The organism is Extensimonas soli (genome assembly GCF_029211265.1).
Classification (GTDB): domain Bacteria; phylum Pseudomonadota; class Gammaproteobacteria; order Burkholderiales; family Burkholderiaceae_C; genus Extensimonas; species Extensimonas soli.
The window spans coordinates 25802-46685 of the sequence record NZ_JARGEL010000018.1 but is presented as its reverse complement, the minus strand read 5'-3'; the positions used below and the strand labels follow the sequence as shown (position 1 = coordinate 46685).

The window sequence follows — 20884 nt, the reverse complement described above, 5'->3', positions numbered from 1 at the left end:
TTTTGACAAGACCAGCAAGGCGGCGGTCTCGGCCAGGGCGCGCTCCTTGCGCAGCAGGTCGCGTTCGAGTTCCTTGATGCGTTTTTTGTCGGCTCGCGTGGCCTGCGGGCTGGCACGGGCCTGCTCGGGTTCAGCCAGCGCAGCGGTCGCGCTGGCGTGCCACTTGTCCAACTCGGCGGGGTACACGCCGTGCTGGCGGCACCAGGCATTCTTGCTGGCTTCGTCCAGCGCCGCCGTGGTGATCACGGCTTCCAATCGGGCGCGCGCAGTCCATGCCCGCCCGAGGGCGGGCATGGACTGCACATCCTCGCGCCAGCGCTGCAGCGTGCCTACCCCAATTCCAATCTCACGCGCCACGACTTCCACCGCCGCGCTCTCCGGTGGCAACAACCGCGCCACCGCTTTGTCTTTGAATACTTGTCCGTATCGAGCCACTTCTGTCCTTCATCGCCGCCCCCGGGGTTCTGGTTCTATGGAGGCGACAACTATTCTGACGTGGGGGGTTCGCCACAACTCAACCCTGACGAACAGGTATGGAAAAATGTCAAGGAACGCGTTGTCAAGCAATTTCCGCGCGACAAATACGATATGCGCAAGATGCTGAGAGAGGCGCTTGAGAGGTTGAAGGAGTTGCCGGAAATTATTCGCGGATTCTTTAGGCATCCTGAATGTGGATTTGTGAACTAATTTTATTTATTGCTTAGTAACAAAAAGCCCGCATTTACGCGGGCTTACGGGTGTTTTTGTGGAAGGCTTCGGACTGCGCCGGAAGGCTTATTATTTTCCTATGCAGAACATGACTTCTATTCCGCATGCCAAGCGTGACAACAACTTACGTTGATCGGCCCTCAGCCATGGGCACAAACATGGGCACACTTTTTCGACTTCATCATTCTGGATCGCGTGCGCTCTCCAATCGCAGCCGGGCCAACAGCATCAGTTGCAGCAGTTCGGCGCGGCCCTCGGGATCGCTCAAGCGGTAGGCCAGCAGTGCCTTGGAAAGAAACGCCTCAAGCTCGGCAGCATCGTCGCCGGTCTGGTCGCTCATGGTCGCTCGCGTCAGTTGGTCGGGGCTTCGGGCTTGCGGCCCATCAGGTAACGCTCACCCCGGCCACGCATGTTAAGCAATGCGGCCACGGCCAGGGCTTCGGGATGCCAGGCGGCGAATAGGGGCACAGTGGCCCCGGGCGGGAATGGGTCGGGCTTCGGATGGGTCGCCCGCGTGAATGACGGTGCGGGGCGCTTCTTGTCGTTCACTTCGTAACCTCCACCAGCAGCGCACCGGGCGGGGCTTCCTCGATCACGCGGGCGGCGAAGGCTTCCATTGGTTCACCAGCGACACGCAGCCACTCACGCTCGACAGTCAGCGGCCAACAGTTGGACAGTTGGGCAATAGCGAAGGCTTCCACCGGCTCACCATCGGCGCTCACATAGCCCACCAGCGCAGGGGCCGGGTATCGGGCGGGCATGGCCCGCAAGCGGGCTTCCAGCTTGGACAGTCGGGTAATCAAGCTCATGGCGGGTCTTTCAATACTGGCAATGCAGGTCATGCAGCAGGTTGACCAGTTCGGCAGTGGTCATGCCCATGGTCGCCAGGTCATCGGCGCGAAGGCTCGACAGTGCAGCAGCATCGGCGGCGGTCATGGCATGTCCTTTCATGCGCTCGAACAGCCCGGCAATGGCGCTTTCGTGGTTTGCCCCGTTGCAGGTCAGGGCAGCACGCAGCGCCAGCAGCAAGCGGGTGAAGGCTTCTTCCTTGGCTTGCCCCATTGATGGCCCTTGTTGGGGGCTTTGCAGAAAGCGGGCTTCAAGTCGGGCCAGGCGGTCACGGCTTCGCATCGGCTATGGCCTCCAATGCAGTCAGCCGCGCCTCGATCACACTGGCCTCGATCACTTTGCCCAAACTGGTCAGGATGTAGGCCAGGCGGCTCGCATCGGCGGTATGAATCTGGCCTCGCTCAGCCCGGCGATACAGCCGGGCAAGTTCTACGGCCACATCATCCAGCGTGCGAAGGGTCGCCCGACTGCGGCGAAGGGTAGGGGGGTCGGCCAAAAACCCGCTTGGCTCTTGGCCTTGCGGGTCATGGACTACGGCAATAGCGCGGCCCTTCTTCACGCTCACACCCCGGCGAAGCCTTCAGCGTGCAAGCTCTCCACCAGCGCGGAAATGGCCTTGTCACGCATCGGGGCTAGTTCAATCGCCACGCGGCCACTCTCGCAAATACTTTCGCCCACCAGCGAAGGCATGGCATAGGGCGGCGGGGCATAGTTTCCGGGTCGGTCGATCTTGATGGCAGTCACGGCCAGCGCCTGGGCCTCGGCCACGATCACGGCAAGCTCTCCCATCTTTGCCCGGTAGCGTTGCCCAACATCGGCGGCCACTTCGTCCAAGCGTTGCCCGATCAGCGCCTTTTCATGGTCGGCAAGCTCCATCATGCGTTGCCCAATGGGGCGGGCCTTGTCATGCAGTCCAGCAATAGCGGCCCGCAGCGCCTTTATTTCGGTTTCGCGTGCGTTGGCCTTCGCTTCGGCTTTTGACGCAGCAGCGGCCCGATTTCGGGCGCTCTCGATGGCTTCACGGTCACCAGCTTCAAGCGCAGCGGCCAGCGCAGTAGTTGCAGCGGCGACGGCTTCAGCGTCACCAGTTGCAGCGGCTTCCAGTTCGGCCAGTTGATCGCGCAAGGCGTCAGCCTTGGCATTGATGGCCTGGGCTTCGGCGCTCAGGCGGTCGCGTTCGGTTTTGATTGCGGCCAGTTGCTCGATGGCCTTGGATTTCGTCGTCATGGTTCAGTCCTTTCAATGGTTCATGGGATGGTTGGGGATTGCATGGGAGATGGCTTATCTAGATAGGTGCCCCGTGGCGGTACAAAGTCAAGGCGGCTTTTGGGGGGTTTTGTCCCATGGCGGTACAAAGCCCCCTTTCTTGCCCGTTGCCTCGCTCCGGTTTGTCCCGTGGCGGGACAGTTCGGGCGGGGTTTGTCCCGTGGCGGGGCATGCCAAAGTGTTTTTTCTGGCCCTTCGCCAGACAGCGGGCCGGTCGGCAGTTGGCGGCGCTTCCAGCACACCATTTGCCCCGGCGTAGTCGGTTGTCAGGTAGCAGCCGGGCCGGACTTCTATCTTCTTCAGGTCGCAGTCCAGCGGGTACAGGGTCACAGCCCACAGACTGCAATCCTTGCGCCCGCCTTGTCGGGTCTGGATCAAAAGATTGGCCTCGACAAGCTCCCTTGTCGCGGCTTCCAGCGAAGTTCGGCCTGACCAGCCACGCACCCGCATGATTGAAGGTGCCAGCGACAGATCGCCATTGCGGGATGCATTGGTGCCCAACATGCCCAACAAGTCCAGCAGCAGCTTTGCAGCGTGCGGTGACAGTTGGGCGCATGCGCGGGATCGCAGGAATGCAAGCGACACGGGTTGCCATGCGCCCCGGACAGCAATCCCGCGTTTCTTGTCGCGGCCCATTCATCGCGCCCTCACCCGCAGCACGTACAGGCCCACCCGATGCAGCTTTCCCGCGTCCGTGGTTTGTCGCACCCACACGGTTTCAATTTCAAACCCGCGTTGGCGAAGCTCATGAACCCTTGTGCTCACCTGAATGCAGTCCAGATACTTACGAAGCTCCAGGCTTGTGCATGGCCCGCCTTCCAGCGCCAGCAATACGCGGCGGGCCTGGGTGTCAGCATCGTTACCGCGCATGTCGCGCAGGATTTTTTGCAGTCGGGCGCGGCGCTCAGGCGGTGTCACCTCAAGCGGGGCATTCAGTCTGGCCTCTTGATCGCGTTTGCGTTGCATCGCAGCGACAGCAGCACGTGATCCAGGCGCGGCCACTTGTGCGGGGTGCAGCTTGCGGCCAGAATTGACCGCGACACTCAACAGGTGTTTGGTTTTGGTCTGGGCCGCGTTCGCAGCGCGGCCCTTTCCTTTTGTGGCGGGGGTAGTCCTCATGATTAACCCCCATGCTTGCCACGGCTTCGCTCAACTTGCGCCGATAGCCAGGCTTCGATTTCAGATTCCACCCACCCGACAGACTTTGCTCCCAAAGGGACAGGCTTGGGGAACGTCGGATCAAAGTCGCCGGGCCGCTTGGGATTGGGCTTCAGGCGGGAATAGATGGTGGATCGGGAAAGCCCGGTGCGGGCCTCCACTTGCTTGCGCCGTAGGATGGTCAGCGCAGTTCGGGATTTTTCGGCCATGCTCGTTACTCCGAAGCATTCACCGGGACATACCGGCATGACTCAGAGTTTCGCGGCCTATCGCAGATCAAAACGTCAGTTTCATCTCCCGCTATTTGCCCCACCAAAGCCCTTGGCGCTTAAGCGAGTTGACGATTGCGCTACGGGATACGGTTCCCCGTTTGCCTCGCAGTTCTTGATCGCTTTCGATCTTTATCTGGATCGCACGGACACGCTCTGAAGGTGGCAAACCTTCGGCCTTCAGCCTTTCAGCCTCTCGCTTCACAAACACATCCAGTGCATTGCCCCTGCCCTCTCGCAGCCTGGGTAGTCGTGACAGGCGGTCAATGTTCAGCAGCGAATCGAGAAACTTCTTTTCAGCGGCTACTTGTGCCGCTTCAGGGTCAGTTTTTGGGCCGCGCTTCCCGGCCTGATTCAATCTCACGGTGCGGCGCGGCGTTTCAGCAAACGATGCAGGGGTTGCATCAGGGATGCCCACCAGCATTCGGTATGCATTCTCAGCCGCGCTTTCGTCGTGGCGCGGGTCGATCAGTGCCCGGCGCAGTTGCAGCCGCTTTGCGGCGGTCTTGGCGCGGTCGTTCTTCGCCATGCTTCACCTCACGCGGCGAGAAACGCCTTGCCAAAGCGCCCGATCACTACCTTGCGGCCTTCTTCGATTTGACTGTCCACAAAGTCAGCCCACCATTGCAGCATGTCGCGCCGTTGATCCAGGTATTGCGCCCGGTTGTAGATGCCCCGGATGCCTTTCGCTTCGTGGGCAAGCGCCTTCTCGATCCAGTCCGAATTGAAACCGGCCTCGTGCAAGTGCGTTGACGCGGTGCGCCGAAAATCGTGGATCACAAAGTCGCGCACCTCCACGGCCAGCGCCCGGACAGCGACATTCAAAGTGCTTTTGGCAATGGGTTGATCCAAGTCCCAACGGCTCGGGAAAACCCACTCTGACCCGCTTGCAAGCCCCTTCAGTTCTTCAAACATCGCCACGGCTTGCCGTGACAGCGGGACAAGGTGCGGCTTGTCCTTTTTCATGCGCTCGCCAGGGATGGCCCACTCGCCGTTTTCAAGGTCAAGCTCTGACCACTTGGCCTCGATCAGTTCGGACTTTCGCACCATGCACAGGATCAGCAGGTGCAGCGCCAGCTTGTGCGCTCGCTTCATGCTTGATTGGTAGATAGCCCGCAGCAGCTTTCCAATTTCATCGGGGGTCAGTGCTACGTCACGGCTCCGGGCCTGGGCAATGAACCGGCCCTCGATGGCGGCGGCGGGATTGAATTGGGTCTTTTGCCGGGCAATGGCGTAGGCAAAAAATCGCTTCAGCACGTTGCGGGTTTGCAGGGCCATTTGATCGGCCCCACGCGCCTTCACCTTGTCAGTGATCGCCAGAATGTCAGTGACTGTTACCTCGGCCAGTTGCTTTGCACCGATGGCCGGGTAAACGTCCTTCTCCAAAACCCGTTTGATGTTGCGCGGGTTGGTGTTTGCAGGCTCCACCACTTCGGCATACCAGACAGCCCCAAACGCCTCCACGGTGTCCCCGGCCTTCCTTGCTTCTTCCTTGGCCTTCACCTTCTCCCTTGCCTTCAGACACCACTCTCGGATGAACAGGTGCGCCAGTTCCTTTGTGGCGGGTTGGGCATCGTCGGGGATCGGGTCGCCGCGCTTCAGGCACATGGGGGACAAGCCACGCCCGACCAGGGCTTTGCAGTCATCGCGCCAGCTTCTCGCTTCGGCCAGGGAGTAGGTTGGATAGTCCCCAAGCGTGATCTTTTCTTGCTTGCCCGCCAGACGGTAGCGCATGCGCCACACTTTCGCGCCTCCGGGCATCACATCCAAGAACAGCCCGCCTTCATCGGCCTTCTGGCCCGTTTCGCTATTTTTCAGCTTCCGCAGTGCGGTATCCGTCAAAGCCATGATTCATGCGCCTTCCAGCGTTTGTGTGCCCATGACAGTCGGTTTGACCATGGGCACAGCAGCATCCATGGGCACAAACGCCAGAAAGCCTTATTTGGTGCGGCTTCCAGAGGATCGCGCCCCCGATTTGTGCCCATGGAAAACCCACTTTTTGACCCTCAAAAATGGGGGCTAGGGCACAAAGTGTGCCCATGGTGGTTTCCATAAACCCGGCCATGGGCACAACCATGGGCACAATTCTATGCGGATTGACCCGGAACACTCAAGCCAGCATCAAACAAAAAAGCCCGCAGTGACGCGGGCTTACAGAGGGAAACGCAGGTTTTTGGGGATCGCTTCGGATGCCTCGCTATTTTCCTATGCAAAACCGCGAAAAAATCACGCCCAGCAGGTCGTCCGAGGAAAACTCGCCCGTGATGGTGTTCAGCGCGTTTTGCGCCAGGCGCAGCTCTTCGGCCAGCAGGTCCAGCGGCAGATCGGGTGCATCGAGCAGCGCGTTGGCCTGTTGCAAGTGGTTTTGCACTGCTTGCAGGGCTTGCACGTGGCGGGCGCGGGCGATGTAGACGCCCTCTGGCGCAGCCTGCCAGCCTGCCACCTGCAGCAGCGTGCGGCGCAGCGCGTCCAGCCCTTGCCCGGTGCGTGCCGAAAGCGCGATGGCGGGGCGGTCAGGGGCAATTTGTGCAGGGTGCGCCGTGGGCGCGCAATCGCTTTTGTTCCAGACGTCGATGAGGGGCACGCGCGCCGGCAGGCGTTGCGCCAGGGCGTTTTCTATGGCGGCGTCAGCCGCGCGGTAGCTGGGTTCGTCGGCGCGCGTCAGATCGTGCAGAAAGAGCACGGCATCCGCGGTGCTGATGGCCTCCCAGGCGCGCGCGATGCCTATGCGCTCGACCTCGTCGCTGCTTTCGCGCAGGCCCGCGGTGTCGATCACGTGCAGCGGCACGCCTTCGATCTGGATGGTCTGCTGCACGCGGTCGCGCGTGGTGCCGGCGATCGGCGTGACGATGGCCAGCTCAGCGCCCGCGAGCGCATTGAGCAGCGAGCTCTTGCCGGCATTCGGCTGCCCCGCGATCACGACCTTGATGCCCTCGCGCAGCAGCGCGCCCTGCTGCGTGCGTTGCATCACTTGCGCCAGTCGTTGCTGCAATCGTTGTAGCTGTCCACGCGCATCCGTGCTGCGCAAAAAGTCGATTTCTTCTTCAGGAAAGTCGAGTGTGGCCTCGACCAGCATGCGCAGCTGAATCAGCGCGTCGCGCAGCAGCTGTACCTCGTGCGATAGCGCCCCGCTCAACGAGCGGCTCGCGCTGCGCGCTGCGGCCTCGGTGCTGGCATCGATCAGGTCTGCCACGGCCTCGGCTTGCGCCAGGTCGATTTTGCCGTTGAGAAAGGCGCGCTCGGTGAATTCGCCCGGCTGTGCCAGACGCAGAGCCGGAAGACGCGGCGCGTGAGCCGTCTGATCGGGTTCTGCGGCCGCTTCCAGGCAGCGCGCGAGCAGCAACTGCAACACCACGGGGCCGCCGTGCGCCTGCAATTCCAGCACGTCTTCGCCGGTGTAGCTGTGCGGTGCAGGAAAAAAAAGCGCGAGGCCCTGGTCTATGGCCTCACCGCGGGCGTCCAGAAAGGGCAGGTAGGTGGCTTCGCGCGGGCGCAGGCTGCGACCGCACAGCGCTTGCGCAAGGCCTCCCAGCTGCTTGCCCGACACGCGCACGATCCCCACAGCCCCGCGGCCGGGCGCCGTGGCAATGGCGACGATGGGGTCGGCGTGGCGTGCAAGCATGGGGGCAGTGTAGTGACGCGGGCAGAAGGAGCGAGAGGGAGGGACGCGCGCAGAAGAAAAAGGCCGCGCAAAGCGGCCTTCGCAATGGGACGCCCGTCAATTCATCCTTTGAATTTGGGCAGGTTCAGGCGCAAAGGCACACCCATGCGGTGGTTGATGAGCCACTGCTGCGCGATCGACAGGAGGTTGTTTGTGAGCCAGTAGAGCACCAGGCCCGAGGGGAAGAAGAAGAACATCACGCTGAAAATCAGCGGCATGAACCACATCATCTTGGCCTGCACCGGATCGGGCGGCGCGGGATTCAGGGCCGTTTGCAGCAGCGAGCTCGCCGTCATGAGCAGCGGCAGGATGAAGTACGGATCGGGCGAGGAAAGGTCCTGGATCCAGCCGATCCAGGGTGCGTTGCGCATTTCCACGCTCGACAGCAGCACCCAATACAGCGCGATAAACACCGGAATCTGGATCACGATGGGCAGGCAGCCGCCGAGCGGATTGACTTTCTCCTCGCGGTAGATGCGCATCATCTCGGTTTGCAACTGCCGCGGATTGTCCTTGAGGCGCTCGCGCATCTCCATGATCTTGGGGTTGATGGCCTTCATCTTGGCCATGCTCGCGTAGGCCTTGGCGTTGAGCCAGTAAAACGCGAGCTTGAGCAGCACCACCAGCGCCACGATGGCCCAACCCCAGTTGCCGAGCAGCTTGTGCAGGTGGTCGAGCAGCCAATACAGCGGCTTGGCAAGAATGGTGAGCCAGCCATAGTCCTTGACCAGCTCCAGACCAGGCGTGAGCGCTTCGAGGGTTTTTTCGATTTCCGGGCCGGCAAACAGGCGCGCCTCGACGGCTTGGCTCGCCCCGGGAGCGATCGTGCCCAGCGGTGCGAGCATGCCCACGGAATAAAGGTTGCTGTCCACCTTGCGCACAAAAAATTCGCGCTGCGCACCTTGGGGCAGCAGCCAGGCTGAAGCGAAGTAATGCTGCACCATCGCCACATAGCCATTGGTGGCGGACTTGTCGATGTCGATCTTGCCGGCCTCGATGTCTTTGAACTCGATTTTGTGGTACTTCTTGGCCTCGGTGTAGATCGCCGGCCCCGTGAAGGTCGAGTAAAAGGACGACTCTCCCGGCGGCTTGTTGCCATCGCGCACGAGCTGCAGATACAGCTGCGGCGCGACCGGGGTGCTGCCGGTGTTGACCACCTCATGCCGCACCACCATGTCGTAGGCACCGCGCTTCAGTGTCCAGGTCTTGACCAGTTTGATGCCGCCGAGGTCGGGCGACTCGAAACGGATGCTCAGCGTGTTCTGGCCGTCCTGCAGCGTGCGTGGGCCGGGCATCAGCTTCATGGGCGTCTTGTGTGTGGGCAAGCCACCTGCGCCCGCACCGCCTATCAACCCGCTTTGTGGCAGATAGACGCGCGTGGGGCTCTGATCAAACAGCACGAAGCCCTTGGCCTTGTCTGCCGTGTCGGCATATTTGCGCAGTTCGGCGAATATCAGCGTGCCGCCTTCGCTATCGAACTGCAAGCGATAAACGTCGGTGTCCACGGTGACGCGCTCGTGTACCTGCGGCTCGGTGCCCTGCGTGGGCACGGGCGCAGCTCCTGGCACGGTCCCGGGCGCTGCAGCCTGGGAGGACGCGGACGGCACGCTGCCATGACCTGCGGACGGGCCAGCATTCGCGCCGCGCTGAGGCTCGGGTGCGGCGGCGGGCGTGGCCGAGGGGAAGAAGGTGGCGGGCTTGCCGTTGTGTATTTGCCACTTGTCCCACAGCAAAACCATGGAAAAGCCAAAAATCACCCAAAGGATGGTGCGGCGGATGTCACTCATGAGGATTTTGTTGGTGAGGATGGTGGGGGCCGGGCGGACGCAGGCGCGAAAAAAGCCGCATGGTACGCGGCAATTCTTGCGGCACCGGGTCATGACCGCCGGAGCACCAGGGTTGGCAGCGTGCCAGCCTGCGCAGTGTGAGATAGCTGCCCGTCGCGGCGCCGTGACGCTCGAGGGCCTGCAGCGCATAGGCCGAGCAACTGGGCTCGAAGCGGCAGGCCGAACCCAGCCAGGGACTCAGCAGCAGCCGATAGCCTTTGACCAGTCCCATGAGCAGTGCACGCATCATGGCATCACCTCCGGCGCCTGGGGCTTGGACAATCCGCGCGCCGCGGGTATGGGCGTAACCGTAGCGGCTCGGCGCGCCGCCTGGCGGAACAGCAGCTCCAATTCGGCGCGCACGGCCTGGCGCAGCGGCTCGGAAGTGGCGCTGACGAATTGTTTGCGATCGAATGTAGAACGCAGGCGCACCACATACGCCGCGCACGGCAGGCGGGTTTCGTACTGCGGGGCCAGGGCATAAATCTGGCGTTTGATGGTGTTGCGCGTGACGGCCCGGCGGGCCCAGCGCTTGGGCACCATGGCACCAAGCCACATGCCGCTGGTAGGAAACAGGGGGCGGGCACGGGGCTCGCTAGACTGGTTGGCCGGGACCGCGGTGGGCGCGGGCCAGATCAAAGCGTGCAACGCAAAATGCGTCGTGCGCGCCACGGTACCTGCCGCCAAGACGGCCTGAAACTGTGCGCGGTTCTGAAGCCGCTGCATGCAGGCGCACCGCGTCGCGGTTTCAGTCAAAAAGTGTCACCGCCACAGCCCGGTCAAGCCAGCCGCATGCGTGCTTCAGACAGCCAGGCGTTTGCGGCCCTTGGCACGGCGCGCATTGATGATGGCGCGGCCGCTGCGTGTCTTCATGCGCACGAGAAAACCGTGGGTGCGGGCGCGGCGGGTTTTGGAGGGTTGGTAGGTGCGTTTCATGGCTTGGGTCCCTTCGTACTCAGGAAAACCGGCGATTATCGCAGGCTGCCCCATTCCTGGCAATGATTCTGTCGGCCCAAAGGGTATGCCGCTGCGTTGGACGCCCGTTGTACGCGCAAAGGCGCTGAAAAGTGGGAGGAGAACTGCGCCGAAACGCCCTCTGCCATGGGCTTGCTAGAATCAAACCAATTTTCAGCATTTTGGGGAGCCTTGCGATGTCCAGCCATTCCAGCACCGTCCAGCATTCCGGCAATGAAGCCGCAGACCCTGTCGAGGAAGTGACTTCGGTGGCGCCTGTCGTCCTGCCCATCGTGGGTGCGCTCCTGATGTTTCTGCTGGCCTTCATCGCCGTCAGCATGGCTTGATCGGGTTTGCTCGATCCCCTCGTGGCCCCGCTCTGCGGGGCTTTTTCGTTTGTGTGCCAAGGAGATTCCCATGCGAGCAGGACATGCACTGGTGCTTTTTTCGGGCGGACAGGACTCCACGATCTGTCTGGCCTGGGCGCTCGAGCGCTTTGCGCTGGTGGAGACCGTGGGCTTCGACTACGGGCAGCGGCACCATGTGGAGATGCAGGCGCGTGTGCAGGTGCTGGGTGCATTGCGGACGCAATTCCCCGCCTGGGGCGAGCGCTTGGGTCAGGACCATGTGATCGACCTGTCGGTGCTGGGGCGCATCAGCGACACGGCGCTCACCCGCGACGTGGCAATTCAGATGGATGCTGCGGGCCTGCCCAACACCTTCGTGCCGGGCCGCAACCTGCTGTTTTTTCAGCTCGCGGCGGCTTTGGGCTACCGGCGCGGGCTGCACACGCTCGTGGGCGGTATGTGCGAAACGGATTATTCGGGCTACCCCGATTGCCGCGACGACACCATCAAGGCGCTGCAGGTGGCCGTGTCGCTGGGCATGGGCCAGCACTTCACTTTCGAGACGCCGCTGATGTGGCGCGATAAGGTGCAGACCTGGGAGTTCGCGCACATTCTGGGCGGGCAGGCGCTGGTGAACATCGTGATCGAGCACACGCACACCTGTTACCTGGGAGAGCGGGGAGTGCGGCATGCCTGGGGCTACGGCTGCGGCCACTGTCCGGCCTGTGCGCTGCGGCAGGCGGGTTATGAGCGTTGGCGCGAACGGGCTGCATGAGTTTATGCAAATTTTGCATGCAAATCGCAGAAGGCCGCTGAAAAACCGCGCGCGTGCTTCATAAAATCGTCTCCCCCAGCCGACCCGTGGAAAGCCCGGCCCCTTGTGCCATCGCTTTGATGACCCAAGGCCGTAGCCCGTATCCGCCCGCCGACTGCCCGTAACGGATTCGAGCCGTTTTCAAAGGCAGCGCCCCGCTTTCGTCGCCGCGCCCCTGCGCATGATGCCCTGATGGGGCGCTTCCTTTGAAAACCGTTTTGAAGGAAGGAAGCTCCCCATGAATGCACCCGCCCTGCAGGGCCTCGAGATCAACGCCCCGGATTACGTCAAGCACCCGCGCCTGCTCGCCTGGGTGGCCGATATGGTCGCCTTGTGCAAGCCAGACCGCGTCTTTTGGTGCGACGGCTCGCAAGAAGAGTACGACCGCCTGTGCCAGCAGCTCGTCGATGCCGGCACCTTCAAAAAGCTCAACCCCGCCAAACGCCCGCGCAGCTACCTAGCGTGGTCCGACCCGTCGGACGTGGCGCGCGTCGAAGACCGCACCTTCATCTGCTCCGAAAAGAAGGAAGACGCGGGCCCGACCAACAACTGGATGACCCCGACCGAGATGCGCGCCACCCTGCAGCCGCTGTTCGACGGCTGCATGCGCGGGCGCACCATGTACGTGGTGCCGTTCAGCATGGGGCCGCTGGGCTCGCACATCGCGCATATCGGTGTCGAGCTGACCGACAGCGCCTACGTGGCCGTGAACCAGCGCCTCATGACGCGCATGGGCCGCGCCGTGTATGACGTGCTCGGTGTCGAGGGTGACTTCGTGCCCTGCATGCACACCGTGGGCGCGCCGCTGCAGCCAGGTGAGCAAGACAAGCCCTGGCCCTGCAACCCCACGACCAAATACATCGTGCACTACCCCGAAACGCGCGAAATCTGGTCGTATGGCTCGGGCTACGGCGGCAATGCGCTGCTGGGCAAGAAATGCCTGGCGCTGCGCATCGCCTCGGTCATGGGGCGCGACCAGGGTTGGCTCGCCGAGCACATGCTGATCCTGGGCGTGACCAGCCCGGAGGGCAAGAAGTACCACGTCGCCGCGGCCTTCCCGAGCGCCTGTGGCAAGACCAATTTTTCGATGCTCGTGCCGCCGCCGGCCTTCCAAGGCTGGAAGGTCACCACCATCGGTGACGACATCGCCTGGATCAAGCCGCACGCCGACGGCAAGATGTACGCGATCAACCCCGAGGCCGGTTACTTCGGCGTCGCGCCGGGCACCAATCACCTCACCAACCCCAACTGCCTGGCCAGCCTGCACCAGGACGTGATCTTCACCAACGTGGCCTTGACCGACGACGGCGACGTGTGGTGGGAGGGGCTCGAAAAAGACACGGGTGCATTGCCTGCGCACCTGCTCGACTGGCAAGGCAAGGACTGGACGCCCGAGGACGGCAAGGCCGGCCGCAAGGCTGCGCACCCGAACTCGCGCTTCACAGTCGCCGCGACCAACAACCCCGCGCTCGACCCGCAGTGGGACGACCCTGCTGGCGTGCCGATCGACGCCTTCATTTTCGGCGGGCGCCGCTCGACCACGGTGCCGCTCGTGACCGAGGCGCGCAACTGGATGGAGGGCGTCTACATGGCCGCGACCATGGGCTCGGAGACCACCGCCGCCGCGTTCGGCGCGCAGGGCGTGGTGCGCCGCGACCCATTTGCGATGCTGCCGTTTTGCGGCTACAACATGAGCGACTACTTCCAGCACTGGCTGGACATGGAGCACAAGCTCGAGCGCATGGGCCACACGCTGCCCAACATTTTCTGCGTCAACTGGTTCCGCAAAAATGCCGAAGGCCAGTTCGTCTGGCCCGGCTACGGCGAGAACATGCGCGTGCTCAAGTGGATGATCGACCGCATCGAAGGCCGCGGGCAGGGGCATGAGACCATGTTCGGCATCGCGCCGCAGTACGCCGAGATCAACTGGCAGGGCCTAGACTTCACGCCCGCACAGTTCGAGGCCGTCACGCACATCGACAAGGCTGCTTGGACCGAGGAGTTCAAGCTGCACGCCGAATTGTTCGGCATGCTGGCTTACCATCTGCCCAAGGAGCTGCTCGCCACCAAAGCGGCGATGGAGCAGCACCTGGCCGCGGCCTGAGGCGTGCGTTGCCAGCGTCGCTTTGCTTCTATAAATGTAGCTGTTAGTGTAGTGTTCGACGCTATCTGCGACATAAAACCGCGTTTTTTCGGCCCGGGCCGCGTTGCAAATCCTCGCGATACCACCCGGTATCGCTGCGGTTTGCGCCTTGCCCAGACCAAAAATCCATCGGTTTTATTTGTCGCATCAAGCATCAAACACTACACTAGCTCACGCTGGTATTGCCTTGAGAGGCATTTTTCATAAAAAGAGGGCGCGCGCCGATGCGCATCCAGCTGCTCTCAGACCTGCACCTCGAGGTCCATCCGCAGTTCATCCCTGAGCCCGCGCCGCACGCCGATGTGCTCGTGCTCGCGGGCGACATCGGCTCGTACCAAAGCGGCTCGGCGCTCCTCGGTGAGCACTTCGGGCTCGAACGCTTTGCCAACTGGCCCGTGCCCGTGCTGTTCGCGCCGGGCAACCACGAGTACGACGCGCAGGATTTCGACGCCGCGCACGAGCGCCTGCGCCGCAGCTGCGCGCAGTTGGGGCTCGTCTGGCTCGAACGCGAGACCGTGGTGTTGGGCGGGGTGCGCTTCATAGGCACCACACTGTGGAGCGACTTTGATGCGCTCGCCACGCTGCCCGCCGGCAAAGCCGCGGGCCATGCGCTCGCGCACTTGCTCAAACAGCGCGAAAAAGCCTTTCGTGCCGCCGATTTTTATTTGCGCAAAACCGGCACGACGCGCGCGGGCAGCCCTTTTCTCGCCGAAGCCGTGCGCGCGCAGGCGCTCGAGTGCCAGGCCTGGCTGCGCAGCGCGCTCGCACAGCCTTTTGCCGGGCCCACGGTCGTGGTCACGCATTTCGCACCCAGCCTGCGCAGCGCCGATCCGCGCTATGGACTCACGCCGGGCACGGCGGGCTTTTGCAATGCGCTCGACGCCTTGCTGCCGCAGGCGCAGCTGTGGCTGCACGGCCACCTGCACGCGCCCAGCGACTACGTCGCGAGTGGCCACACCGAAGCAAGCGCGCCCTGGAACTGCCGCGTCGCCGCCAATCCGCTCGGTTACGCGCAAAAAGGCGAGCAGGCGCAGTTCCGGCCGCAGTGCGTGCTCACTTTATGATGGGCGGGCGCGTAGAAAAAACGACCAACATGCTGGCGCGCTTCTTTTCTTTTTCCCAATGATGGAGAACGCCCCATGAAAATTCTGCTTGCCGTCGATGGCAGCGCTTACACCAAAAAAATGCTGGCCTACCTGGTCACGCACGAGCATTGGTTGTCCAGCGCGAACGAATACACCGTGCTCACGGTGCAGCCGCAGCTGCCGCCGCGCGCGCGCGCCGCGCTGGGCAAGGCGGTGGTCGATCAGTACTACGCCGATGAGGCCGAGAAAATCCTCGCGCCGGTGTGCAAGTTCTTGGCGCGCCACGGCGTGCAGGCCGAGCGCCGCGTCAAGGTCGGGCCGATCGGCGAAACCATCGCCAAGGAAGCCGACGGCGGCAAGTTCGACCTGCTCGTGATGGGCTCGCACGGCCATGGCGCGCTGGCCACCTTGGTCATGGGCTCGGTGGCCACGGCGGTGCTCGCGCACTGCAAGGTGCCGGTGCTGCTCGTGCGCTGAGAAGGTGTCTGGACTTACGCAAACAAAGATGCAGCAAAGTGTTTTGCCATGCGGCGAGCGCCTTGCCTCAGCCCGATTTGCGTAAGTCGTGGGTGTAAACGAGTTCGCCATACCTGCCTGCCCCGCCCGCACCGCGGCAAGGAGCGCACCCGTGATGATTTTCAAAGACCGCCTCGACGCCGCGCACCAGCTCGCGGTGCGCCTCGCGCACTTCCGCGGCAAAAAACCTTTGATCCTCGCGATCCCGCGCGGCGCCGTTCCCATGGGTAAGGCGCTCGCGCAAGCGCTGGCTGGCGAGCTCGACGTGGTGCTGGTGCGCAAGCTGCGCGCACCCTACCAGCCGGAACTCGCGATCGGCTCCATCGATGAAAGCGGCTGGACCTACCTCGCGCCTGACGCCGCAGAAGTCGGTGCCGACAAGGATTACATCGCCGCAGAAAAGCAGCGCCAGCTCGAAACGATCGCGGCCCGCCGCGCGTGCTACACGCCGATCCACCCGCCCATAGACCCGGCAGGGCGTATCGTGATCGTGGTCGATGACGGGCTGGCCACGGGGGCGACCATGGTGTCGGCCTTGCATGGCCTGCGTGCGCGCAAGCCGCAGCGTCTGGTCTGCGCCGTCCCGGTGGCGTCGCGCGAGGCGCTCGAAAAGGTGCGCACGCTCGCCGACGAGGTGGTCTGCCTGCAGGCGCCGCCTGATTTCCAAGCCGTGGGGCAGTTTTACGAGCAGTTCCCGCAGGTCGAGGACGATGAAGTGGTCGCGCTGCTGCGCGAGCGGCACGCACGCTGAGCCGGCCACTGGAAAAATTCAGGTCGCAGAGCGCGTGAGATAGCGCACGAACCAGTCGGCCGCGCACTGCGCGACGGCTTCGAGCGTGCCCGGTTCCTCGAACAAATGGGTGGCCCCGGGGATGACGACGATCTCGTGTGGGCAACGCATCTGTGCCGCGGCCAGGCGGTTCAGCGCGAGCACTTCTTCGTCGCGTCCGCCCACCAGCAGCAGTACGGGGCACTGCAGCCGTGCGAGCTGCGCATGTCCCGCGAGGTCGGGGCGGCCGCCGCGCGAGACCACAGCCTGCACCTGCGGGTCGAGCGCTGCCGCTGCCATCAAGGCCGCGGCAGCGCCCGTGCTCGCGCCAAAATAGCCCACGGGCAAGGCTTGCGTGGCGGGCTGCGCGCGCACCCCGCGCGTGGCTGCGAGCAGGCGCTCGGTGAGCAGCGGGATGTCGAAGCGGGTGCGCACGTCCTGGTCTTCTGCGGGCGTGAGCAGGTCGAGCAGCAGCGTTCCCAGGCCCCGCTCCCGCAGCACGCGGGCCACGTAGTTGTTGCGCGGGCTGTGCCGGCTGCTGCCGCTGCCGTGGGCAAACAGCACGAGGCCGGCCGCTGCGTCAGGCAGCGCCAGCGCGCCTTCGATGGCAGCGGTGCCCGCCGGGACATGCACCAGTTGCTCGAGTGAGCCTCCAGCGCGGCTGCCGCCGGGTGCATTGGGCGATGGTTTCGTCATGGAAGTCCCCCTTGTCGATCCCTCGGGCCTCGGAGATGTGCTTCAGGTGCATGCATCAGGTGCGCAGCACCGCCGCGCCCTGGAAGGCACCACGGCGCAGCTGCTCGAGCGCCTCGTTGGCTTGCTCCAGCGCGAAGCAGTGCACTTCGGTGCGCAGCGGCGTGCGTGCGGCGAGCTCGAAAAATTCCGCGCCGTCGCGGCGCGTGAGGTTGGCCACCGAGCGCAGCTGGCGCTCGCCCCAGAGCCAGGCGTAGGGAAAGCTCGGGATGTCGCTCATGTGGATGCCTGCGCAGACCACACAGCAGCCCTTGTCCACATGCTGCAGCGCCGTGGGCACGAGCGGCCCCGCGGGGGCGAAGATCAGCGCGGCGTCGAGCAGCTCGGGCGGCGTTTCGTCCGAACCGCCGGCCCACACCGCGCCCAGGCTGCGCGCGAATTCCTGGCTCGCGGTGTCGCCTGGGCGCGTGAGCGCGAACACTTCGCGTCCTTGCGCGCGGGCCACTTGCGCGATGATGTGCGCCGCCGCGCCAAAGCCGTACAAGCCTACGCGCTGCGCGTCGCCTGCGAGGCGCAGCGCACGGTAGCCGATCAGGCCCGCGCACAGCAGTGGCGCGAGGTGCTCGGGTGCGGGCGCCTCGGGCAGCGCGAAGCAGTAGCGCGCGTCGGCCAGCGTGTACTCGGCGTAGCCGCCGGGCAACTGGTAGCCGGTGAAGCACGCCCGTTCGCACAGGTTCTCCTGCCCGCGCCGGCAATAGCGGCAGTGGCCGCAGGTCCAGCCTAGCCAGGGCACGCCCACGCGCTGGCCTATATGCAAGCCTTGTACGCCGTGCCCGAGCGCCGCCACCGTGCCGACGATCTCGTGGCCGGGCACCATGGGCAGCACCGGGTCTGGCAGTTCGCCATCGACCAGGTGCAAGTCGGTGCGGCACACGCCGCAAGCCTGCACGGCGAGCAGGATCTGGCCCTCGGCCGGGTGGGGCACGGGCAACTGCGTGAGGCGCAGCGGCGTGCCCGGGCGCTCGAGCAGCATGGCGCGCATGGATGTCGGTAGCGTCACGGGGCGATCCTCCAGAACAGGCGGGCGAGAAGGCGTTGCCCATTCTTGCATGTTGACGTGGGAGGTGGATATGCTGAATCCTGTGGCGGGAGTCATATTTACGTCAAAATGGCTGCTAGCAGCCTGTCGGACTTAAGCAGCCCAGCTGGGATAATCTGGGCATTGTCACCCAACCCTACCGACAGATGAGCCGCTTCCAAAGTGTTGACCGCCAGACTGGGTACCTGCTGCCACCCTCGCTGGATGAATGGCTCCCGCAAGACCACCTGGCCAGATTCATCGTCGAAGTGGTCGACCGCCTAGATGTGAGCGGCGCTGGGGAGTGTCAGGATTTTTGTGTGTGAAGCGGGTGAATCAGTTACTCAATTACGCTTTTACAGGCCGCCGCTGGTGCCTTCCTGGTGTGCTCATTGTGCGCCTGGCTGCCAACCTTTCAATGTGCTGCATTTTGCGCCGGTCGCGTGAACCGATCTTCGTAGAGGATCGCGAATTGATTCATCGCGGCTTTCCAGTTGTGCACAACTTTGCCCCAATCCTTGGTGATGTTGCGAAGCGCCAGCCAGATCAACTTGGTGGCCGCTTCGTCACTGGGGAAGTGGCCGCGCGTTTTGATGATCTTGCGCAGCCGCGCATTCACACTCTCGATGGCGTTGGTCGTATAGATCACGCGCCGCACTTCGGGCGGGAAGGCAAAGAAAGGAATGACCCGCTCCCAGGCCCTGCGCCAGGCGCTCACGACGGTCGGGAACTTCTGACCCCACGGGCCGGCTGCAAACGCCTCCAGCTCGGCCTGGGCGGCCTCGGCGTTCACCGCCGTATAAATAGGCTTGATGGCCGCAGCCAGCGCCTTGCGATCCTTCCAGGAGGCAAAGTCCAGGCTGTTGCGGATCAAGTGCACGATGCACGTTTGCAGCGTCGTGGCCGGCAGCACTGCGGCCAACGCCTCAGGCATGCCTTTGAGCCCGTCTGTCACGGCAATCAGGATATCTTGCACCCCCCGCGTTTTGAGCTCGTTGAAGACCTTCATCCAGAACTTGGCACCCTCGGTGTTCTCGATCCAGATACCCAGGATGTCGCGCGTGCCGTCTGGCAGCACCCCGAGCGCCAGGTACACGGCCTTGGAGCGCACCACGGCGTCCTCGCGGATCTTCACGCGCAGCGCATCGAAAAACACCACCGGATACATGGACTCCAGCGGACGTGTCTGCCAGGCCGTCACCTCGCTCATCACCTCCTCGGTGACCCGGCTGATGAGGTCTGGCGAGACCTCTACCGAGTACATCTCGAGCAAAAAAGCCTGAATCTCGCGTACCGTCATGCCGCGTGCGTACATGGCGATGATCTTGTCGTCAAAGCCGGCCAGGCGCCGCTCGTGCTTGCCGATGATCTGCGGCTCGAAGCTGGCCTCGCGGTCGCGAGGAACGTCGATGCGCAGGGGCCCAGCATCTGTGAGCACGGTTTTGGCGCTCTTGCCGTTGCGGTGATTGCTCACCCCTTCAGGCTTGGTCTGGCCGGGGGCATAGCCCAGGTGGTGACTCATCTCAGCGCTGAGCGCGCGTTCCAGTACCGCCTTCTTGAACTGATCAAACAGGCCCTGGACTTGCCCGGCCGTCATCGGCCCGCTCACGAGTTGCTCGAGCAACTCCGATGGAATTTGCGGCTGCGCCGTCTTGTCCGCCTCAGCGGCTGTCTTCGTCTTGTGTGGCATTCGTGCTCCTTCTCGACATGTTATGCCTCAACACAAAGTTTCTGACAGGCTCGACCGGGGGCGCATCAACGATTGCCGCGTAGTGTGATGCCGCAGTTGCTCCAGCCACCACTGCAGCGCACGCCCTTGGGCACCTTTGGCTACATTGATCCAAGCATAGTTCACTGGCAGCTGGCGCTCTGTCCTTTCTACTCGCTTAGCGATCAACTTGCCGGTTTCAATCCAGGGCAAGGCCAATCCTTCCGGGAGAAAACCACAACCCAAGCCACGCAACTGTGCTTCCACCTTGGCTTGCAGGTTGGGCACGGTAAACACATCCTGGCCTTCGAGAATGCCAACGGTCATTCCACTGCCACGTTGCACCGAATCTGCGACTGCCACGATTCTGTGCTGAAAAATGGTCTGGTCGCCAAGCGGCTCTGGCGTCTTTGCCAAGGGATGATGCGGCGCGACCACGAAAACGAAGCGCTGAACACCGAGGGGCCGCATCTGTATGCCCGGGATCGCCGCCTCGGCGACCACGCCCAATGCCAGGTCCGTCAGTCCCGAAGTCAATGCGACGAGCGTCCCCGACAGCGTTTCCTCCCGAATGCGCAACCTGGTCGGCGAGTTGAGCGCGAAAAAAGATTCGCATAGTTCCAGCAAGGTCGTGCGGTCAATGATGCCGTCAACGGCCAACGTCAATTGCGGCTCCCAGCCCGTCGCTATGCGCTGGACACGGTTCGCGAGACTGTCAATCTCGCTGAGCAGCCGATTTCCTTCGATGACGAGCTCCCGCCCAGCCTCTGTGAGTCGCGCCTGCCTGGAACTGCGATCGAACAGCAAGACGTCGAGCGCCTCTTCGATTTGGCGCACTCGATAGGTCAGCGCGCTAGGGACCATGCTGCTTGCGCGTGCAGCCGCTGCGAAGCTGCCGCTATCGGCAATCCGCTGCAGCATCCCTAGCGCGTCGGGGGTGAGGACGTCCCGTGCAGAGGCTTTCCACTGGCTCATGATGGCGAAATTCATTCAAATAATTTGAATGATGCCGTGAAAGCGAAGGGGCCGCAAACATCGGC

Annotated in this window: 25 protein-coding genes and 2 pseudogenes; 7 read left to right on the top strand and 20 right to left on the bottom strand. The window is 63.2% G+C overall.

Going from position 1 to position 20884, the window contains the following annotated elements; genetic code table 11:
* The 16 genes and pseudogenes from PYV55_RS09175 to rpmH form a co-directional block, all read right to left on the bottom strand.
* Window positions 1-435: pseudogene (locus tag PYV55_RS09175) on the bottom strand (IS3-like element ISAzo10 family transposase); the annotation flags it as partial.
* A 454-nt stretch (window positions 436-889) separates the two neighbouring features.
* A complete protein-coding gene (locus PYV55_RS09170) occupies window positions 890-1048 on the bottom strand; it encodes a hypothetical protein (RefSeq protein ID WP_275850374.1) in 159 nt (52 codons plus the stop codon).
* A 205-nt stretch (window positions 1049-1253) separates the two neighbouring features.
* A complete protein-coding gene (locus tag PYV55_RS09165; protein ID WP_275850373.1) occupies window positions 1254-1517 on the bottom strand; it encodes a hypothetical protein in 264 nt (87 codons plus the stop codon).
* Between the two features lie 10 nt (window positions 1518-1527).
* Complete coding sequence (locus PYV55_RS09160; RefSeq protein WP_275850371.1) at window positions 1528-1770, bottom strand: hypothetical protein; 243 nt, start codon at window positions 1768-1770, stop codon at window positions 1528-1530.
* 55 nt (window positions 1771-1825) lie between these two features.
* Window positions 1826-2122: a hypothetical protein gene (locus PYV55_RS09155; protein WP_275850370.1), complete on the bottom strand. Its 297-nt coding sequence runs from the start codon at window positions 2120-2122 to the stop codon at window positions 1826-1828.
* Complete coding sequence (locus PYV55_RS09150) at window positions 2119-2784, bottom strand: hypothetical protein (protein WP_275850369.1); 666 nt, start codon at window positions 2782-2784, stop codon at window positions 2119-2121. The genes PYV55_RS09155 and PYV55_RS09150 overlap by 4 nt, the downstream gene beginning before the upstream one ends.
* Before the next feature lie 87 nt (window positions 2785-2871).
* Window positions 2872-3459: a hypothetical protein gene (locus PYV55_RS09145; protein WP_275850368.1), complete on the bottom strand. Its 588-nt coding sequence runs from the start codon at window positions 3457-3459 to the stop codon at window positions 2872-2874.
* Window positions 3460-3942 carry a helix-turn-helix domain-containing protein gene (locus PYV55_RS09140; protein WP_275850367.1) on the bottom strand — a complete coding sequence of 161 codons (483 nt, stop codon included), beginning with the start codon at window positions 3940-3942 and terminating at the stop codon, window positions 3460-3462. It lies immediately after the preceding gene.
* A 2-nt stretch (window positions 3943-3944) separates the two neighbouring features.
* Entirely contained in the window at window positions 3945-4190 is a 246-nt protein-coding gene (locus PYV55_RS09135) for a helix-turn-helix transcriptional regulator (protein WP_275850366.1), read from the bottom strand.
* A 91-nt stretch (window positions 4191-4281) separates the two neighbouring features.
* Entirely contained in the window at window positions 4282-4779 is a 498-nt protein-coding gene (locus tag PYV55_RS09130) for a hypothetical protein (protein WP_275850365.1), read from the bottom strand.
* 8 nt (window positions 4780-4787) lie between these two features.
* Window positions 4788-6098 carry a tyrosine-type recombinase/integrase gene (locus PYV55_RS09125; RefSeq protein ID WP_275850363.1) on the bottom strand — a complete coding sequence of 437 codons (1311 nt, stop codon included), beginning with the start codon at window positions 6096-6098 and terminating at the stop codon, window positions 4788-4790.
* Between the two features lie 349 nt (window positions 6099-6447).
* Entirely contained in the window at window positions 6448-7872 is a 1425-nt protein-coding gene (mnmE, locus tag PYV55_RS09120) for a tRNA uridine-5-carboxymethylaminomethyl(34) synthesis GTPase MnmE (RefSeq protein ID WP_275850362.1), read from the bottom strand.
* Between the two features lie 101 nt (window positions 7873-7973).
* A complete protein-coding gene (yidC, locus tag PYV55_RS09115; protein WP_275850361.1) occupies window positions 7974-9698 on the bottom strand; it encodes a membrane protein insertase YidC in 1725 nt (574 codons plus the stop codon).
* Window positions 9695-9987: pseudogene (yidD, locus tag PYV55_RS09110) on the bottom strand (membrane protein insertion efficiency factor YidD). The gene yidC and the pseudogene yidD overlap by 4 nt, the downstream one beginning before the upstream one ends.
* Complete coding sequence (locus PYV55_RS09105) at window positions 9984-10463, bottom strand: ribonuclease P protein component (protein ID WP_275850360.1); 480 nt, start codon at window positions 10461-10463, stop codon at window positions 9984-9986. Before PYV55_RS09105 ends, yidD begins: the two are co-directional and overlap by 4 nt.
* A 75-nt stretch (window positions 10464-10538) precedes the next feature.
* A complete protein-coding gene (rpmH, locus tag PYV55_RS09100; RefSeq protein ID WP_114484042.1) occupies window positions 10539-10673 on the bottom strand; it encodes a 50S ribosomal protein L34 in 135 nt (44 codons plus the stop codon).
* 215 nt (window positions 10674-10888) lie between these two features.
* On the opposite strand from rpmH, the gene PYV55_RS09095 reads away from it, so the two are divergent.
* The 6 genes from PYV55_RS09095 (at window position 10889) to PYV55_RS09070 (ending at window position 16347) form a co-directional block, all read left to right on the top strand.
* Window positions 10889-11038, top strand: coding sequence for a hypothetical protein (locus PYV55_RS09095; RefSeq protein WP_275850357.1), 150 nt, complete (start codon window positions 10889-10891; stop codon window positions 11036-11038).
* A gap of 70 nt (window positions 11039-11108) precedes the next feature.
* Window positions 11109-11813 (top strand): 7-cyano-7-deazaguanine synthase QueC, encoded by a 705-nt coding sequence (queC, locus tag PYV55_RS09090; RefSeq protein WP_275850354.1) that lies wholly within the window; start codon window positions 11109-11111, stop codon window positions 11811-11813.
* A 277-nt stretch (window positions 11814-12090) separates the two neighbouring features.
* Complete coding sequence (locus PYV55_RS09085; RefSeq protein WP_275850352.1) at window positions 12091-13956, top strand: phosphoenolpyruvate carboxykinase (GTP); 1866 nt, start codon at window positions 12091-12093, stop codon at window positions 13954-13956.
* A gap of 263 nt (window positions 13957-14219) precedes the next feature.
* On the top strand, window positions 14220-15059 hold the full coding sequence (locus PYV55_RS09080) for a metallophosphoesterase (RefSeq protein WP_275850350.1): 840 nt from the start codon (window positions 14220-14222) through the stop codon (window positions 15057-15059).
* A 75-nt stretch (window positions 15060-15134) separates the two neighbouring features.
* Window positions 15135-15557 carry a universal stress protein gene (locus tag PYV55_RS09075; RefSeq protein WP_275850348.1) on the top strand — a complete coding sequence of 141 codons (423 nt, stop codon included), beginning with the start codon at window positions 15135-15137 and terminating at the stop codon, window positions 15555-15557.
* Window positions 15558-15711: 154 nt separating this feature from the next.
* Window positions 15712-16347: a phosphoribosyltransferase gene (locus PYV55_RS09070; RefSeq protein ID WP_275850377.1), complete on the top strand. Its 636-nt coding sequence runs from the start codon at window positions 15712-15714 to the stop codon at window positions 16345-16347.
* Between the two features lie 18 nt (window positions 16348-16365).
* On the opposite strand, the gene PYV55_RS09065 is transcribed toward PYV55_RS09070, so the two are convergent.
* A complete protein-coding gene (locus PYV55_RS09065; protein WP_275850346.1) occupies window positions 16366-17061 on the bottom strand; it encodes a dienelactone hydrolase family protein in 696 nt (231 codons plus the stop codon).
* 55 nt (window positions 17062-17116) lie between these two features.
* Window positions 17117-18100, bottom strand: a complete 984-nt coding sequence (locus PYV55_RS09060) for a zinc-dependent alcohol dehydrogenase family protein (RefSeq protein WP_275850376.1) — start codon at window positions 18098-18100, stop codon at window positions 17117-17119.
* A 203-nt stretch (window positions 18101-18303) separates the two neighbouring features.
* On the opposite strand from PYV55_RS09060, the gene PYV55_RS09055 reads away from it, so the two are divergent.
* Window positions 18304-18462 carry a hypothetical protein gene (locus PYV55_RS09055; protein ID WP_275850378.1) on the top strand — a complete coding sequence of 53 codons (159 nt, stop codon included), beginning with the start codon at window positions 18304-18306 and terminating at the stop codon, window positions 18460-18462.
* 89 nt (window positions 18463-18551) lie between these two features.
* Here PYV55_RS09055 and PYV55_RS09050 read toward each other — a convergent pair whose 3' ends face one another.
* Both PYV55_RS09050 and PYV55_RS09045 read right to left on the bottom strand, forming a co-directional pair.
* Entirely contained in the window at window positions 18552-19826 is a 1275-nt protein-coding gene (locus PYV55_RS09050; RefSeq protein WP_275850344.1) for an IS256 family transposase, read from the bottom strand.
* 27 nt (window positions 19827-19853) lie between these two features.
* The gene (locus PYV55_RS09045; RefSeq protein WP_275850342.1) at window positions 19854-20834 is read right to left on the bottom strand and encodes a LysR substrate-binding domain-containing protein; all 981 of its coding nucleotides are present in this window, start codon (window positions 20832-20834) and stop codon (window positions 19854-19856) included.
* Window positions 20835-20884: the final 50 nt, after the last annotated feature.

Bases quoted from the DNA above. Each gene is read 5' to 3' on its own strand.
- PYV55_RS09170 (WP_275850374.1), bottom strand. From the start codon at position 1,048: ATGAGCGACCAGACCGGCGACGATGCTGCCGAGCTTGAGGCGTTTCTT.
- PYV55_RS09165 (WP_275850373.1), bottom strand. From the start codon at position 1,517: ATGAGCTTGATTACCCGACTGTCCAAGCTGGAAGCCCGCTTGCGGGCC.
- PYV55_RS09160 (WP_275850371.1), bottom strand. From the start codon at position 1,770: ATGGGGCAAGCCAAGGAAGAAGCCTTCACCCGCTTGCTGCTGGCGCTG.
- PYV55_RS09150 (WP_275850369.1), bottom strand. From the start codon at position 2,784: ATGACGACGAAATCCAAGGCCATCGAGCAACTGGCCGCAATCAAAACC.
- PYV55_RS09145 (WP_275850368.1), bottom strand. From the start codon at position 3,459: ATGGGCCGCGACAAGAAACGCGGGATTGCTGTCCGGGGCGCATGGCAA.
- PYV55_RS09140 (WP_275850367.1), bottom strand. From the start codon at position 3,942: ATGAGGACTACCCCCGCCACAAAAGGAAAGGGCCGCGCTGCGAACGCG.
- PYV55_RS09135 (WP_275850366.1), bottom strand. From the start codon at position 4,190: ATGGCCGAAAAATCCCGAACTGCGCTGACCATCCTACGGCGCAAGCAA.
- PYV55_RS09130 (WP_275850365.1), bottom strand. From the start codon at position 4,779: ATGGCGAAGAACGACCGCGCCAAGACCGCCGCAAAGCGGCTGCAACTG.
- PYV55_RS09125 (WP_275850363.1), bottom strand. From the start codon at position 6,098: ATGGCTTTGACGGATACCGCACTGCGGAAGCTGAAAAATAGCGAAACG.
- mnmE (WP_275850362.1), bottom strand. From the start codon at position 7,872: ATGCTTGCACGCCACGCCGACCCCATCGTCGCCATTGCCACGGCGCCC.
- yidC (WP_275850361.1), bottom strand. From the start codon at position 9,698: ATGAGTGACATCCGCCGCACCATCCTTTGGGTGATTTTTGGCTTTTCC.
- PYV55_RS09105 (WP_275850360.1), bottom strand. From the start codon at position 10,463: ATGCAGCGGCTTCAGAACCGCGCACAGTTTCAGGCCGTCTTGGCGGCA.
- rpmH (WP_114484042.1), bottom strand. From the start codon at position 10,673: ATGAAACGCACCTACCAACCCTCCAAAACCCGCCGCGCCCGCACCCAC.
- PYV55_RS09095 (WP_275850357.1), top strand. From the start codon at position 10,889: ATGTCCAGCCATTCCAGCACCGTCCAGCATTCCGGCAATGAAGCCGCA.
- queC (WP_275850354.1), top strand. From the start codon at position 11,109: ATGCGAGCAGGACATGCACTGGTGCTTTTTTCGGGCGGACAGGACTCC.
- PYV55_RS09085 (WP_275850352.1), top strand. From the start codon at position 12,091: ATGAATGCACCCGCCCTGCAGGGCCTCGAGATCAACGCCCCGGATTAC.
- PYV55_RS09080 (WP_275850350.1), top strand. From the start codon at position 14,220: ATGCGCATCCAGCTGCTCTCAGACCTGCACCTCGAGGTCCATCCGCAG.
- PYV55_RS09075 (WP_275850348.1), top strand. From the start codon at position 15,135: ATGAAAATTCTGCTTGCCGTCGATGGCAGCGCTTACACCAAAAAAATG.
- PYV55_RS09070 (WP_275850377.1), top strand. From the start codon at position 15,712: ATGATTTTCAAAGACCGCCTCGACGCCGCGCACCAGCTCGCGGTGCGC.
- PYV55_RS09065 (WP_275850346.1), bottom strand. From the start codon at position 17,061: ATGACGAAACCATCGCCCAATGCACCCGGCGGCAGCCGCGCTGGAGGC.
- PYV55_RS09060 (WP_275850376.1), bottom strand. From the start codon at position 18,100: ATGCGCGCCATGCTGCTCGAGCGCCCGGGCACGCCGCTGCGCCTCACG.
- PYV55_RS09055 (WP_275850378.1), top strand. From the start codon at position 18,304: ATGAGCCGCTTCCAAAGTGTTGACCGCCAGACTGGGTACCTGCTGCCA.
- PYV55_RS09050 (WP_275850344.1), bottom strand. From the start codon at position 19,826: ATGCCACACAAGACGAAGACAGCCGCTGAGGCGGACAAGACGGCGCAG.
- PYV55_RS09045 (WP_275850342.1), bottom strand. From the start codon at position 20,834: ATGAATTTCGCCATCATGAGCCAGTGGAAAGCCTCTGCACGGGACGTC.